Annotated in this window: 11 protein-coding genes; 5 read left to right on the forward strand and 6 right to left on the reverse strand. The window is 44.9% G+C overall.

Annotated features, from left to right (window positions below):
* Positions 1 to 20: 20 nt before the first annotated feature.
* Positions 21 to 734: a ribonuclease PH gene (gene rph, locus AC0J2X_RS11995; protein ID WP_014951432.1), complete on the reverse strand. Its 714-nt coding sequence runs from the start codon at positions 732 to 734 to the stop codon at positions 21 to 23.
* Between the two features lie 301 nt (positions 735 to 1,035).
* Here rph and AC0J2X_RS12000 point away from each other — a divergent pair, with 301 nt between their 5' ends.
* Complete coding sequence (locus AC0J2X_RS12000) at positions 1,036 to 1,899, forward strand: YicC/YloC family endoribonuclease (RefSeq protein WP_014977829.1); 864 nt, start codon at positions 1,036 to 1,038, stop codon at positions 1,897 to 1,899.
* Between the two features lie 158 nt (positions 1,900 to 2,057).
* Here AC0J2X_RS12000 and AC0J2X_RS12005 read toward each other — a convergent pair whose 3' ends face one another.
* The 3 genes from AC0J2X_RS12005 to AC0J2X_RS12015 all read right to left on the reverse strand — a co-directional run bounded on the left by AC0J2X_RS12005 (position 2,058) and on the right by AC0J2X_RS12015 (position 8,288).
* Positions 2,058 to 3,563, reverse strand: a complete 1,506-nt coding sequence (locus AC0J2X_RS12005; protein ID WP_069945246.1) for a tryptophan halogenase family protein — start codon at positions 3,561 to 3,563, stop codon at positions 2,058 to 2,060.
* Complete coding sequence (locus AC0J2X_RS12010; RefSeq protein WP_069945247.1) at positions 3,541 to 5,214, reverse strand: tryptophan halogenase family protein; 1,674 nt, start codon at positions 5,212 to 5,214, stop codon at positions 3,541 to 3,543. The genes AC0J2X_RS12005 and AC0J2X_RS12010 overlap by 23 nt, the downstream gene beginning before the upstream one ends.
* Positions 5,215 to 5,357: 143 nt before the next feature.
* Positions 5,358 to 8,288: a TonB-dependent receptor gene (locus AC0J2X_RS12015; protein WP_240491629.1), complete on the reverse strand. Its 2,931-nt coding sequence runs from the start codon at positions 8,286 to 8,288 to the stop codon at positions 5,358 to 5,360.
* A gap of 526 nt (positions 8,289 to 8,814) precedes the next feature.
* Here AC0J2X_RS12015 and AC0J2X_RS12020 point away from each other — a divergent pair.
* From AC0J2X_RS12020 to AC0J2X_RS12030, 3 genes are read left to right on the forward strand one after another with little or no spacing between them, the layout of a single operon-like run.
* A complete protein-coding gene (locus AC0J2X_RS12020; protein WP_069945249.1) occupies positions 8,815 to 10,152 on the forward strand; it encodes a GH1 family beta-glucosidase in 1,338 nt (445 codons plus the stop codon).
* Positions 10,153 to 10,169: 17 nt separating this feature from the next.
* Entirely contained in the window at positions 10,170 to 11,777 is a 1,608-nt protein-coding gene (locus AC0J2X_RS12025) for an MFS transporter (protein WP_069945250.1), read from the forward strand.
* Positions 11,778 to 11,822: 45 nt separating this feature from the next.
* Positions 11,823 to 12,824, forward strand: coding sequence for a LacI family DNA-binding transcriptional regulator (locus tag AC0J2X_RS12030; protein WP_014977832.1), 1,002 nt, complete (start codon positions 11,823 to 11,825; stop codon positions 12,822 to 12,824).
* Positions 12,825 to 12,964: 140 nt separating this feature from the next.
* Here the strand turns inward: AC0J2X_RS12030 and AC0J2X_RS12035 are convergent, their stop codons facing one another.
* Positions 12,965 to 14,134, reverse strand: coding sequence for an acetyltransferase domain-containing protein (locus tag AC0J2X_RS12035; RefSeq protein ID WP_278711889.1), 1,170 nt, complete (start codon positions 14,132 to 14,134; stop codon positions 12,965 to 12,967).
* 201 nt (positions 14,135 to 14,335) lie between these two features.
* On the opposite strand from AC0J2X_RS12035, the gene AC0J2X_RS12040 reads away from it, so the two are divergent.
* The gene (locus AC0J2X_RS12040; RefSeq protein WP_014977834.1) at positions 14,336 to 14,803 is read left to right on the forward strand and encodes a nuclear transport factor 2 family protein; all 468 of its coding nucleotides are present in this window, start codon (positions 14,336 to 14,338) and stop codon (positions 14,801 to 14,803) included.
* Between the two features lie 52 nt (positions 14,804 to 14,855).
* Here the strand turns inward: AC0J2X_RS12040 and AC0J2X_RS12045 are convergent, their stop codons facing one another.
* Positions 14,856 to 15,497, reverse strand: a complete 642-nt coding sequence (locus AC0J2X_RS12045) for a YiaD family glycine zipper/OmpA-like lipoprotein (protein ID WP_014951442.1) — start codon at positions 15,495 to 15,497, stop codon at positions 14,856 to 14,858.
* Positions 15,498 to 15,736 lie beyond the last annotated feature (239 nt).

Genomic DNA, 15,736 nt, shown 5'->3' on the forward strand with positions numbered 1-15,736 from the left:
ACTACGTGTCGATGACTCGCTTATGCTAGCGCCGCTTTTTGAATGTCGAACAATTCACGTAAACCGTGCTTACCAATTTTCAGCATCTCGTCAAGCTCTTCAAACGAGAACGGTTCGCCCTCTGCAGTACCTTGAACTTCAATCAGCTTGCCGGTTTCGGTCATTACAATGTTCATATCTGTTTCTGCCTCAGAGTCTTCGGTGTACTCAAGGTCAGCGATTGGCGTACCTTCGTAAATACCTACTGAAAGAGCGGCAATCATATGTTTAAGCGGGTTAGTTTTGATAATGCCTTTTGCACGCATGTAAGTAAGTGCATCAACAAGAGCTACACACGCACCGGTAATTGACGCTGTACGCGTACCGCCGTCGGCCTGAATAACGTCGCAGTCTAACGTAATGGTGTTTTCGCCCAGAAGTTTTAAATCTACCGCTGCGCGTAGTGAACGCGCAATTAGACGCTGGATCTCTAACGTGCGGCCGCCTTGTTTACCGCGCGCCGCTTCACGGCCGCTTCGCGTATGAGTAGCACGTGGAAGCATGCTGTACTCAGCTGTAATCCAGCCTTTCCCTTGGCCCTTCATAAAGCGTGGCACACCTTCTTCTACCGTCGCATTACACAACACCTTAGTGTTACCAAACTCTACAAGAACAGAGCCTTCTGCGTGACAAGTGTATTGGCGAGTAATTGTAACAGGGCGAATTTGACTGGCGGTTCTGCCGCTTGGACGCATAGTGTTCTCCACAACGTAAGTGCTTAAAAAAGGGTAGCGTTTTACAGGTTTTATTGGCGATATGTGAATAGAAAGCCCAATTCGCGGTCAAAACCTATAAATTCGATGTAGCTACGAAATTGCGCCTAAGTATAACGCAATACCCGCGGCCGTTAAAAACGAACTTTACATGTTTGCTTATTGAATTACGTAAATGTGCGCTAATATACAAAATACAAGAAAACCTGCTGTAGATATTCACGTATACAACACGACGTTCGGGTTGTTTTTGCAGGCTTTCAGTTAAATTTAAAGGATATTTATGATTTACAGCATGACAGCGTTTGCACGCGTAGAAACCAAAAAAGAGTGGGGCTCAGCCGTGTGGGAAATACGCTCGGTCAACCAACGCTTTTTAGAAACTTACTTTCGCCTGCCGGAACAGTTTCGCTCATTGGAGCCGGTTTTACGTGAACGATTCCGTAAAAAGCTAGCCCGAGGTAAGGTGGAATGTGCGCTGCGTTTTACTGCCAACGATGCTGCTGTAACTAAGCTAAGCTTAAATGAAGAGTTGGCTAAGCAAGTGCTTCACGCCGCTGACTGGGTGCAATCCCATGGCCAATCCACGGGGGTTAACCCACTAGACGTTTTGCGCTGGCCTGGGGTAATTGCAGCGGAAGAAGCCGATATGGACGCCATCCACGCTGACGTAATGGCCGCGTTCGACCAAGCTCTTAACGATTTTATCAGTGCCCGCGCTACCGAAGGTGAAGCCCTTAAAGGTATGATTACGCAGCGCCTTGACGCTATAGAAGTGGAAGCTGAAAAAGTAGCCGCGCGTATGCCTGAAATCATGGTGTGGCAGCGAGAAAAAGTGCAAACCCGCTTTGAAGAAGCAAAGGTTGAACTTGATGCAGGCCGTTTTGAACAAGAAATGATCATGCTGGCGCAAAAAGTAGACGTAGCAGAAGAGTTAGATCGTCTGAATGCTCACGTTAAGGAAACCCGTAATATCCTTAAAAAGGGTGGAGCAGTAGGCCGCCGTCTTGATTTCATGATGCAGGAGTTTAACCGCGAATCGAACACGTTAGGTTCAAAGTCTATCAGCACCGACATCACACAATCGGCGGTTGAACTTAAAGTCCTGATTGAGCAGATGCGCGAGCAAATTCAGAATATTGAGTAATTAAAAGCAGACTCAAACTCATTCAATAAATAACACCAACCCCAGCTTTCTAGCTGGGTTTGATACTTCTGTAGAGCGTTTGGTAGATCGTCGGTTACGAGCTGCTTGAGTCACTGTTGACGCGCTACCTGCCGCCAACATCTAACGCTTCTAATAACTCATTTCAGATATTGTGTTAAGAAGGCCTCATGCGAGGGGAGTTTAGCCACGTGATTATCCACTTGCTGCTTTAATCCTGCCATAAACTGCTTAAGTGACTGTTCACTCATCTCATCGGCAACACGATGATACTGGCTAGGTGTCATGCCCTGGCCCATTAATACTTGGGTCCAGGAATCAACACGGAAAATATCTCCGTCATCTAAAAATACACGGCCAGATTCAGCAAACAAATCCAATTTATGTTTAAGAGAAGACGGAATGTCCATGCGTTGACACTGCTGCCAAAAGGGGCTGTCCTCGCGCTGTGTCACCTTGTAATGCATAACAATAAAATCGAGTATGGCCGACATTTCGCTATCAAACTTATTATTGTATTCGTCGATTGCGCTTTGGGTGATGCCATCAAAAGGAAATAGGCGCATTAAGCGTATAAGGCCAGTCATGATTAGATGGATACTGGTCGACTCTAAAGGCTCAATAAAGCCACTGGATAGCCCTAGCGCCACGCAGTTTTTATTCCAGCCTCGCCTGCGTTTACCAGGCGTAAAACGAATGACTCTAGGTTCATTAATTGGCGCGCCTGTCACCTGCGATTTAAGTGTATTGATGGCGTCTTCATCGCTCATAAATCGGCTACAAAATACCAATCCATTACCCATTCGTTCTTGAAGAGGTATTTGCCAGCGCCAACCGGCCTGATGTGCCACACTTTTGGTGTATGGCACAGGCGGCGCTGTAAGCTCAGTTTGCATGGCTACCGCACTATCGCAAAATAGATAGTGTTGCCAATCGTCGTAACCGGTGTGAAGGGCTTGTTCAATAAGCAGCCCTTTAAAGCCTGTACAGTCTATGAAAAAGTCGCCATCTATGACTTCATCGCTTGCTAATCGAAGGGACTGGATGTTGCCTGATTGCGGGCATACTACGACCTTTTCTATATCTCCTTCCTTGTGAGTTACCCCAGCATCACACGCTAGAGACTTTAAAAATCGACCGTAAGCAACGGCATCAAAATGATAGGCAAAGTTAAGCGGCATGGCTTCTGATGTGGCGAACTTGCTCTGTTTAGCGGCAATAAGTTCCGGGCAATAATCACCAAATTCACCACCAAATCCGTATTCTTTAGCCCTCAGCCAAAAATGGTGAAACTCGCCAGCCCAACACTCTCTTCCGGTTATACCAAAAGAATGAATATAGCTGTGACCTTGTTCACGCCAATTTTCAAACTCAATACCCAGTTTGAACGTGGCTTGTGTGGCACGCATAAATGCTTTTTCGTCGATGCCAAGCAACTTGTGAAATGTTCTGATAGGCGGAATAGTCGCCTCGCCCACACCTACAATACCAATATCTTTCGACTCGACTAACGTAACGTTTATTGACTTACCCAAAAGCCGTGACAGCGCTGTGGCCGCCATCCATCCCGCAGTACCGCCACCCGCAATGACTACGTTCTTAACGGGCGTTTGATTTTTACTGCTATCTAAACCCGATACGGTCATAAGAGGCGTCCTTTTTATCTGAAGTATTTTTTATGTCATTACAACTCGAAGCTGAAGCGTGCTCGTTCTTTTCACGTTGAGCATGCGAGGGCACGTGTTGTTTTTCGTTGCTGTAGCGCTTTGCAATATCATTGAGCAAAACTCTGTTAGACGGCAATCCCTGCAGATAAGCGTTTTTAGTTTGTTGTAAGGTTTCGCGAATGTGAACTGCTTTACGCTTATGCTCTTCATTTAGCCGTAAAGGCGATGTAGAAGAAGAAAAGCCCATTCCATATAGTACATACTGATAGCTAGCAGAGGGGAAAATCTCTTCGTTCTCGATAAGATCTAAGCGTGAAGGGCTTTGATACTTCCACAGTTCAAGCAATTCAGCGAGAGAATCGGGTATGGACGCCTTCTCTCTTTGCGCTAACCAATACGGCTCTTCTCTATCGCTTAAAGCATAATGTAGTTTTAGAAAGTCGATAACGCGCTGCCAGCGATATGCAAAGCGCGAGTTGTAGCGCTTACTGACTATTTCCATGTGTGCTTTGTTTTGCGGAAAAGCCTCACAGAGCATACGTAAGCCAAGCTCGACCATAGCAATGGCTGATGCTTCAAGCGGTTCAACAAACCCCGAAGACATACCTAAGCTCAAACAGTTTTTTACCCAAAACTGTGATCTATAGCCAGGCTCAAAGGAGAGTGTACGAAAAGAAAGCTCTGCATCTTGTGCACTAGGGTAACGTTCACGAACGTAGTCAATCAGCACCTGCTTTGCTTGATCTTCATCTGTGAATTGAGAAGAGTAAACTAGGCCTACACCTCGGCGGTGCTGCAACGCAATATCCCACGTCCACCCACAGGTTTGTGCAGTGGCCACTGTGGTACTTTTTATTTCAGCATCTTCGTTTGAATAAGGCACTTGAAGCGCAACGGCGCGATCATTGAGCATTGTGCGCTTAACGGGTATCCAGGGAATAGTAAAGTGTTTATTGATGAGCAGGCCGCTGTGGCCTGAACAGTCAATAAATAGATCGCCAACTATTTTTTTCCCGTCCTTTGTTGATACGCTTTCAATATCTCCGTTTTGATGAGAGTGAACACTGTCAACATGACCAACGACGTGAGCGACATTTAACTTGTCTACGCAATGATTTTTTAACAGCTCAGCAAGCTTTGTGGCGTCGAAATGGTAACCGTAATTGAGCACATGGGCGTAGTCCGGCGTAGCAATTTGCTTTGGCGCCTTGCCTGCGGCACACATGGCGGCTTGTAACGAAAACACATCTTCGTACGATGTGTTTGGTGCGATTGATTTCCAACATGTATAAATATCGAGCTCGTTGTAGCCTGTTGGAACGGTAAATGGATGATAATAGCAGTGCCCGCCTTTACGCCAATTAACAAAGCTGGAGCCTTGCTTGAAAGCACCATGACACACCGTTAAGAATTCCGTTTCACTAATACCAATATCAAGAAGGGTGTCGCGCAGTGACGGCCAAGAGCCTTCGCCCACACCTAAAGAAGGGATGTTGGGTGACTCTATCAAGGTAACGGTGTGATTCGCGCTTAGTTTTGCGGCAAGTATCCCTGCTGCAAGCCACCCAGCCGTACCACCACCGACAATGACGACCCGATGCATACTGCTATGACTTTCGTTATCACTCATACGTTAAGAACCACGATATGCCCCACTGCACTTCTACAAACATGTTCAGTCGTTTTTCTGGTTACTATTCAAACAGCACTATGACAAAAAAACCCGCTAAAGCGCAACCCTAAGCACTTTAGCGGGTAAACACACCCCAATCGTTAAAACTTGTAGCGAACTCCCAGTGCATAGCGAGCGCCAAGCTCATCTAATTTCCACAACATAGCACTTGTTCTGCCGTGTCTACGGATATTTTCATCTGTGATGTTTATCCCTTCAAATGACACCGTAAGATCTTCAGTGATGTCGTAAGAAATATTGAAGTCTATTTGTGAATAGTCTTCGGTATAGCCCGGCTCATTAATGTACTGAGAGGTTGTATCAAGGAACTTATCACGCCAGTTGTAGGCAATACGCGCTTGCAAAGCATCTTTCTCATACATCAAGATGAGGTTTGCTGTGTCACTTAGTCCCACAAGGGCAAACTGAGTTATCGATGGATTTGCGTCATTATCAAAACCAATATCACCTTGCACTGTGGTGTAGTTAGCCAGTACCCCGAAGCCGCTATCACCAAAGAAGTGTTGCGCAGCAAGTTCGAAACCGTAAATATTCGCCGCTTTATTGTTAACAGGTTTAGAGTTAATGAAGGTAATCAACGGATCTTCGCTATTGGGCAGCACATCGAATTGCTGCTCAAACTGCTCGTCAGTCAACGAGTCATACTCGATACCGTTTTCCATCGCAGCAACCATGTTAAACAATGACGTGTCATTAATTGGAATACCACGCGCCTCTAATTCAGCGCGAGCCGCCTCTGCACGCGGTCCATTGGTAACGTCTCTCAACCCAAAGATATTTTCTTCAACTTGTTCATTACCGATAAAGTTCTTAACACGCTTATCGTAAAAACCAACCGACACATAGCTTGTCTCATCGAAATAATATTCGAATGAAAGATCAAGGTTGTCTGATTCTAATGGTATCAGCGATGGGTTACCTGAACTCGCGGTGGCGGTAATGCTGTCAGTAAGAATTGTCGGTCCGCTTTGAGGCGATACTGTCGCAGCGGCGCTCAAGTTGTTGTACGTGGGTCGCGCTATTGTCTTACTGTAAGAGAATCGCGCAATCATGTTTTCAACAACTTCGATATCGAAATCTAATGCAGGAAGTACATGGTCGTAACTTGATTCAACTTCAACATCTTCCATATCGCTTCCAAAACGGACGTTGAAGTCATTATTACCTTCCCACGCAATGCCGCTAGGTAAACTTATATTTGCAATTGAAGTTACATCGGTATTTTCGTAGCGTACACCTGCCAACAGGTTGTACTCCATGCCGTTTAACTCGCCAGATAAATCCAATTCGAAATAAACCGCAGTTATGTCTTCTTCAATAGTACGGTTAGTTGCAAACGGGTTGTTGGCAAGAAAATCAAAACCGTATTCTTGAGCAGCGAATGCACCAATTTGCGCAACACTACCGGTAAAGCCCTGAGAGAACATCCCCTCAGTATTGAAATCGCTAAACTCACTCGCCAAATCCAGCGGTGTTAAAGAACCAGCAGGAAGCTCACCCGGGTTCTCAATTCCCCAGTTGCCCATGGTGTGGCGGGTTAGAGATTGGAGCGATGTGCTCTCCATTGAGCGTGACTCAATACCAAAGTTAATACTTCCGGTATCCATAACGTAAGAGCCATCAAGACGAGCTTGAGTAATCTCGGTGTCTTGCGACGAGAAATTCATGTCCAATATCGATGTACCTACATCATCTTGGTCAAGCACGCCATTACCGTTAAGATTATCACGAGCTTCATCGTCAAAATCGACGAACATAATAGGGAAGTCGCCTCTGAAATCGACACCTTGCCCTTTAACTACGTTTGCGCCTAAACCAAGATTTGTCCACGTTCCATAGGGCGCATCTGGGCGTCCTTCTGCCGTCGAATTATGAAGGTCGAAGACTAGAGTTAGCTCGTCATTTACGAAGTACTCAAGATTTAAACCGATTGACTTGTTTTCGTTGACTTGGTTTAGTTCTTGAAGTGCCAAACCTAGATCACGAGGTAGCAAATCTCGGCGTTCTTGAGTGATTAATACCGGCGTTTTTACCGTTTCATCATCAAAGGTTAGTTCGGTGAAGTACCTATCATCCATCCATATCGATTGCTCGGCTCGAGCTTCGTATAAGTCTTGCTTTGAATAGGTGTAATCAAGCGTGGCCGTCATTTTTTCTGAAGGAGCAAACTGGAACGTTAGCTGTGCATTCGTTCTTTCACGCTCTCGGTCTGCCATGTAATAACGTAAATCTGAGGGAATGGCGAAAAGCTGTCCCATGGCTGGTGCGTTGTTCAGCACAATTGGGTCACCGCTATCTGGGTTCGCTGGATCAGGTGATTGGGGCACCGTGCCATCAAATGGATTTACGCGCCACTCGTTCACAAACGCACCTTGTGCAGCACTGTCACGCTGTTGGAATGAACCGGTAAACGTAACGCCAAAGGTATTGTCATCATTGAGGTAATTGATGAAGCCAGATACTTCAGGCGTAACATCATCACCTACACGGTTAGTCGTATCATGCAGTGCTTTTGCGCCTACACTTGCGGTAATGCCATTGTCAGATGCTTGAAATGGACGTGCTGTTCGTATATTTACCGTAGCCCCAATCCCCCCAGTTGCAATACTCGCTCTACCTGTTTTGTACACTTCAACCGCTCTAACACTTTCAGAAGCAAGGTCAGAAAAATCGAAGGCGCGAGAATTTGCTGCTCCGCCACCACCAGGTAACGCAGAACCAGGCATCGTACGTCCATTCAGCGTTACCATATTAAAGTCAGGTCCAAAACCACGCGCTGTGACTTGGCTTCCTTCACCATTATTCCGACTAATCGAAATACCAGTAATACGCTGTAGTGACTCTGCTAAGTTAGTATCAGGAAATTTACCAATATCTTCTGCTGAGATGGCATCAACAACACCAGCAGAGTCACGCTTGATACCCATCGACTCTTGAACACTACTTCGTATACCTGATACCTGAATAACTTCTATGTCTTTTTCTGTTTCTTGCGCCGTCGCAGATGACATCACGCCGCTACTCAAAGCGGTCCCGAGTATCAATGACAAACTTGCTGCGATCTTGCTTTTATTTGGTGTTGTTTGTGTCACGGTCTATCTCTCTTTAATAGTGGCTTTTATGTGTGTTGTGAACCTTACGCGCCTCCAGAAAGGGCTTTCCCAAAGAGAAACTAGAACACCCAGACATAAGAAAGCGCTTTCCGAACATTAATTCAACAAAAGTTTAAGATCAACACATTTTTTACAATTAATTCACAGGTAACAACTATATAGGAGAACACCAAACTCCTCATAAAAAAATATAAAACCAACACATTCAATAGTTTACAAGAAAACCAAAGCTCTATTAGATTCCGGTATTAGTCATATAAATATTATCAGTCACTTAATTCCATTAACGTAAAAATGACATAAATATGAGAAAGCGCTTTCTAATTGTTTTTTATTTGTGCTATAAACCGCTTTGTTATTTCAGATTCATTGTACTGCCAGCATCCGTTTAGAATTTGTGCAGTAAGAAAAAGGTTATCGACATATGAACAGCATTTCGCTTCCCGCAGGCAGTCCCTTACTCAAAAATTCGTTTCTTTATGGAACTGCCACGTCAAGTTTTCAGATAGAAGGGGATGTCGACAACCGTCTCGAATGTATTTGGGATAGATTTTGTGAACGGCCTTCAGCCATCGCTGATCACTCCAATGGCGATGTCGCCTGTGATCATATTGCTCGCTGGAGAGAAGATTTCGACATTTTGTTAGACTTAAACGTAGACGCTTACCGTTTCTCTATTTCTTGGCCGCGCGTTATCACTCAAGAAGGTGAGCTAAATCCAAAAGGCGTTGCCTTTTATAAAACGCTAGTTGATGCGTTAAATGAAAAAGGCATTAAGCCATTTGTTACCCTTTATCACTGGGATCTCCCGCAGCACCTGGAAGATAAAGGTGGGTGGCTTTACCGACAAACTGCTTTTGCATTTGAAGACTATGTTGACAAAATAACGCAGGCGTTAGGCGAGTCCGTTTTTTCGTATGCAACGTTCAATGAACCTTTTTGCAGTGCTTATTTAGGGTATGAAATAGGCGTACACGCCCCGGGCAGAACGGGTAGAAAATACGGAAGAACTGCGGCTCATCACATTTTGCTAGCACACGGCCTTGGGATGAAGGTGCTTAGAAAAAATGTTCCAAATAGCGAAGCCGGTATAGTATTGAATTTTACGCCATGCTACCCCGCCACACAAAAGAAAGAAGACCTCTTAGCCACCCGCAAAGCAGATGACTATATCAACCAATGGTATATGCAGCCTGTAATGGAGGGAAGCTACCCCGAAGTGTTATTTGATATAGACGAAGCGGATAGACCACCAGTTGAAGCTGGTGATATGGAGACAATCTGTCAGCCCATCGATTTCTTAGGGGTAAATTTCTACACGCGATTACACTATTCTGCGCCCAAAGAGAAAGGCGCATTGTATTTCGAGCATCCTCATCAAGGTCCATTGACCGATATTGGTTGGGAAATCTATCCAAAAGCGCTTTATGATTTACTTACTTCATTAAACGAACGATATACGCTCCCTCCCATTTTTATAACTGAAAATGGTGCAGCAATGGCAGACGAACTCAAAGATGGTCTTGTTAATGATGTGGATCGGGTTAATTACTACAATGCCCATTTAAACATGGTACACAACGCAGTGATTGATGGAGTGGAAGTGAGTGGTTACTTCGCATGGAGCCTCCTTGATAACTTCGAGTGGGCGGAAGGATATGAAAAGCGATTTGGGCTAGTTTATGTGGATTTTGAAACGCAAAAGCGTACGCTTAAACTTAGCGCCAATGCTTATAAAGCGCTCATAGCAAGTCGAACATAACAACAGTGGAAATAGCAATGAACCATAAGCTGACATTAAAAGAAAAAGTGGGTTATGGCATGGGCGACGCTGCGGCCAATTTAGTTTGGCGGGGCGCACTAGCATATTTGGCGGTATTTTATACCGATACGTTCGGTATTACAGCCGCTGCAGCTGCGATGCTATTTCTTGTCGTTCGTCTTTCTGACGGTGTGACCGATATTATCATGGGAATGATTGCTGACAGAACCCAGACTAAGATGGGAAAGTTTCGCCCTTGGATATTAGGCTCCACTCCTTTTCTTGGCCTTTTCATGGTCCTTTGCTTTACCACACCTGATCTCTCGTATTCAGGCAAACTCATTTACGCTTACCTGACCTACATCGGACTAACCTTAGCGTATACGGTTAATAATGTACCGTACTCAGCGCTAATGGGCGTGATGACCAGTGATGATAGAGAGCGTACAAGTTTGTCTGGCTTTCGTTTTGCTGGGGCATTCTTTGGTGGACTGCTTGTTATGGGTTGTTTGCCTATGCTGGTGGACTTGCTAGGCCAAGGGAACACTGCTGTAGGGTATCAATATACCATGTGGTTGTTTGCCACGTTGCTTGTCATATTAATGTGTGTAACAGTTTTTACCACGAAAGAGCGCGTTACGTTGCAGCAGGTTTCAAAGCCTCAAGACACTAAACTGGACTCTCCAAAAACAGAGACAGGTACCCAAGTAGCGCCCGCTCCTCGTTCACTAACATCTGAACTCATCGACTTGGGAAAGCAACTACCGTTAATTCTAGTTCCTCTTTCAGCAATAACCGCCTTCTTTTATTATCGAGACGTTGTAACTGGGGCAATCTTCATTACTGTTATAGCGCTTACTACTATTGCAATTAAACGGTTAACTCGCCGACCGGATGCCGAAAACACCCGTTCTCAGCAGGATATTATCGACCTGCTTTCCAATAAACCCTGGCTAATTCTGTTAGGAATGGGTTTTCTAACCATGATGTTTAATGGCATCAAATATGGCGTTATTGCCTACTATTTCAAATATTACATGGGCAATGAGCTACTCACAGGCTACTTTTTCATTTCACTGCTGGTAGTGTCGATTTTCGGCGCATTAGCAACGTCCAAATTAGCCGCTATGTTTGGTCGCAAGAAGCTCTTTATTATCGCGCTGTTAGCAAGTAGCGTATTGACCTCTGGCATTTATTTTGTTCCTCAGAAAAGCGTGAGCGCCATATTCATTCTAGGTTGCAGTGCAGAGTTTTTTGCCGCCATATTGCCTACCTTATTTTTCTCTATGCTAGGAGACTCGGCAGACTACAGCGAATATAAGACAGGTCGAAGAGCCACCGGACTCGTCTACTCTGCAGGCTCTTTTGTTCAAAAAACAGGGGGAGGCTTTGCAGGGGCGCTCGTCTTGCTAGTATTGGGAAGCTATGGCTATAACGGTCTTGATATCAATACAATTGATCAAACGCTTCCAGGTATGAAGTCTTTAATGAGTTGGATACCGGCGCTATTTGGCTTTGCTGGCGCAGCGTTAATCTGTCTGTACCCATTAAATGACGAAAAACAAAAAGAAGTTACACAAGCTTTACTCTCTCGACGTAGCGAACAACCGCCGATATCGGCATAATACAGTCAGTTAGAGTGATTGTTTTAGAGAACGAGGTCTTATCACGTGCCCACCATTTATCAAGTTGCCGAGCGTGCAGGTGTTTCTTTATCTACGGTATCCCGCGTATTAAATGGTAAGGCTTCGGTAAACAAAGTACTGAAAGAACGCGTAGAGAAAGCGGTTAAAGAGCTAAATTACCGTCCAAACTCTGTCGCTCGTTCATTGGCAAATAACCGCACTGACAGCGTCGGGGTACTTGTACCTGAACTCAACGCCCCGTTTTTTGGCGATCTGATGCAAGCTGTAGAGTCAACGCTGCGCGCCGCAGATAAACATGTCATTATTTCGGTAGGACGGAATTGCCTAGAAACAGAGAAAGATGCGGTAGAGTTTCTTATTAGCCGTAACTGCGATGCACTCATCATGCATGCAGAAGCATTATCCGATGAGTATTTATTGGAGTTAAACCAGTCGAAACTTCCCGTTGCTTTGGTTAACAGACAAGTGGAGGGGCTACCTGAGGCATGCACTAGCCTCGATAATGAAAAGGGCGGATATCTGGCTACCCGCCACTTACTCGAGCTAGGCCATAAAGACATTGCATATATTTCTGGACCGACTGACAAGTGTGACGCGAGCTTGCGCTTGGAAGGACATAAACGCGCCTTGTCGGAAGCAGGGTTGCCCATAAACCCACAGTTGATATTTAACGGCGACTATTCTGAAGAAGACGGGAAGATTGGCTTGTTAGAGCTCATGGCGCGCGATGTTCCTTTCACGGCTTTAGTGTGCGCCAACGATTGGATGGCATCGGGTGCGATAAGCTGCGCGAGAGATTTAGGCATGAGCCTTCCCCACGACTTGTCTGTGGTTGGTTTCGATGACGTGGTATTTGCCCACCATGTTTTTCCTCGTCTTACCACGGTCAGTAACCCAATTGCGGAAATGGCTGAAATGTCAGCCAAGTACATTCTTAATAAAGTATATGGTCAGGCTAATAACGTTCAGCTGTATTTCGAACCTTCCTTGGTTGTTCGGGAATCTACGGTAAAACATGAAGGATGAAGCCAAGCTGGTAAGTCGAAAACCGACTTTCATCTAAACTCTTAATTAAAACTTTCAATTAAGCGCCTTTCGCTCCCAATAGCGCACTTTGCTATCCACCTTAATGATGATACGACCCACAATAGACGCGAAGGCCTGTCTTACAAGTATTTAAGCCAAGGGGCGTGGTGCTTTGATTTATAGGCGCTAAACCATTTAACAGGGAAATAAAGCACTAAACTAAGGCCAGCAGCTATTAACCATATTTGATAAATATGGTCTACGCCCACGTATTTTCCTTTATTCGCCCCCCAAATAAAGAATGCAATACCGTACATCACCAGCAATACGTACAAATGCAGGATGTAGAAAAACATCGGGACCGAGCCAAAGGTGTCGAGAAACGCAAACTGCTTATCCTTAACGCGCTCGAAAGCAAACAACAATAGAAACATGCCGGCCAGCGTAAAGAGCAAAAATGCTAAAGACGGGGGGTACTTAGTCAAATTAAGTAATGACATCAACGTAGTGATGGCACTTTGTTGTAGCTCCCAAGGCAAGGTCTCACCATAAATATTTAAACCGCGAAGTAGGAAAAATAGGCTGAGCGACACTGCAAATAAACCAAGCAACCACCGACCGCGTCGCGCTTTATCAAGCTGTTGACTGTAAAGAGGCCCACATGCATAACCGAGCAGTATTACCCCTATCCAAGGAAGCACGGGATAACTCACTTTAATGTTTAGGGCGGCTGACTGAAGTATATATCCTCTATCGTGCAGCATTGTCCAAAGCGTATAGCCTGTTTCATGTGGAACATAGCTAATTGGCGTTAGTGCATTATGTCCAAAGACAATTAAGAGGCCTAAAATGAGCAACAGAGTTCTTGGAAGATAACTCAATACAGCCAGAGCAATCATGCTGATACCTATGGCCCACATCACCTGAAGATAAAGCGTTTGGAAACTCGCCCCCCAGCTAAACGTAATAAATGTGACCTCTAAGAACAAAATAAACAATCCACGCTTAATTAAGAACTCTCTGACATTACGTGTCGGTTTAGCCTTATTCGCTGAGTCCATTGGATTGGCATAGAGCCATGCAGACAGCCCCGTTAAAAACACGAATGTGGGTGCGCAGTAATGGGCGGCTAACCGTGTGAAAAATAGAGAAGGTGACGTAGTATCGATATCCATAGGATCAGATACCTGCAAATGCAGAAAAAAGCGCTCTCGCACGTGATCGATAAGCATAATGAGCATGACCAAGCCACGCATCATATCGATGCTTCGAATACGGTTTCGTTGAATACTAGAAGACATTTTAGCCATTACATCAAGGAGGAAATATTTGCTATCAACACAACTTCGTTCAGAATTTAGCGGTAGTTTTAGCCACTCACAGCATCGATAGTTAAACGATTAACCCAATGCTATAACATTGCAGTAAACAGTGGCAATTATTTGCTTCGAATATACTAATGATGCGTTCAACAGCATAATAAGAAATACTAGAAGAAAAACGGAGTCACTATGAAATATCTATTGTTAGGTCTGGTCATGCTTGCTGTTGCGACGACGGCCGTTGCGAACAACGACCGCGACGCAGTGAATCAGACACTTAATGCTCTACATCACAATGCGTCTATTGCAGACTTTGAGCAGTATTTTGGTTTGTATCACGACAGCGCGATCTTTATTGGCACCGACGCATCTGAGGTATGGACCAAAGAAGCGTTTAAGGCGTATGCCAAACCTCACTTTGACAAGGGCAGAGGATGGACATACCACCCGCGAGACAGGCATATCTATTTTTCCCCTAATCACGATGTAGCCTGGTTCGATGAACTGCTCGATAATGAAAGCCTGGGAGAAACACGAGGCACGGGTGTCTTAATAAAAGAGGGAGCAAAGTGGAAAGTCACCCAATACCATTTAACGATCCCTATCCCCAACGCGCTTGCAGATAGCGTTGCTAATCAAATTAAAACCATGCAATAAAAAAAGCCCCGACGTAACGTGGCCTTTGTTTCTCTTTGGGTCTTAACTACCTTTAGGTATTAGACTGTGTGAGTGGTTGAATTTCCATCTCTACTCGACGGTTCATCGAGCGGTTTGCTGCACTATTGTTAGGTACTTTAGGTGCGTATTCGCCCATACCTACCGTCGTGATACGCGTCGGGTTAACGGAATAGTTAATAAGTAAATTCTTAACCGCTCCTGCGCGACGCTCAGATAAAGACTGGTTGTACTGCTCAGAGCCAGTGTCATCCGTATGACCTTTGATCATAAGAACGGTTTTTTCGTAATTGTTTACGACTTTGGCAACGTCTTGAAGAACCGGATTGAAGTTAGGGCTGATGCTAGAACTGTCAGTAGCAAAGGTAATGTCGCCCGGCATGATCAATCGCAGATTATCGCCTTCTCGCACAACTTGAACGCCAGTATCAGAAAGCTCATTTCGAAGCTCTTCTTCCTGTTTGTCCATGTAGTTACCTATCGCACCACCTGCGATTGCACCTACCGCAGCGCCCCACGCATAACGACTTTTGTCGTTATCACCTGTCGCTTTACCCAGCAATGCGCCTACTACCGCACCAATAGCGGCACCTTTTTGCGTATTATTCGGATCAGTTGCGCAACCTGCTACCGTTAGTGACGCAGCAATCAAACTTACAGCAAGAGTCTTTTTCATAACTTCCTCTTATTTCAATTAAAAGCTCAATATTGATGAGTTGCATTTATCCATTGCCACTCTCAATAAGCTCAGTGTTAGTTTTGCATTAAACAACTACAGTGATAGCAATAAGCGTTCCACTGGCAAATATTCTGTATATAAGCAACAACGAGTATCTGAGCGCCACGAGTTCGCTTCCTGCTTAACTTTTTCTAAAAATCAGCACTCAAAGGCACTACAGCACTTCATGTTTAGAG

It is taken from the genome of Alteromonas sp. R7 (assembly GCF_055755235.1).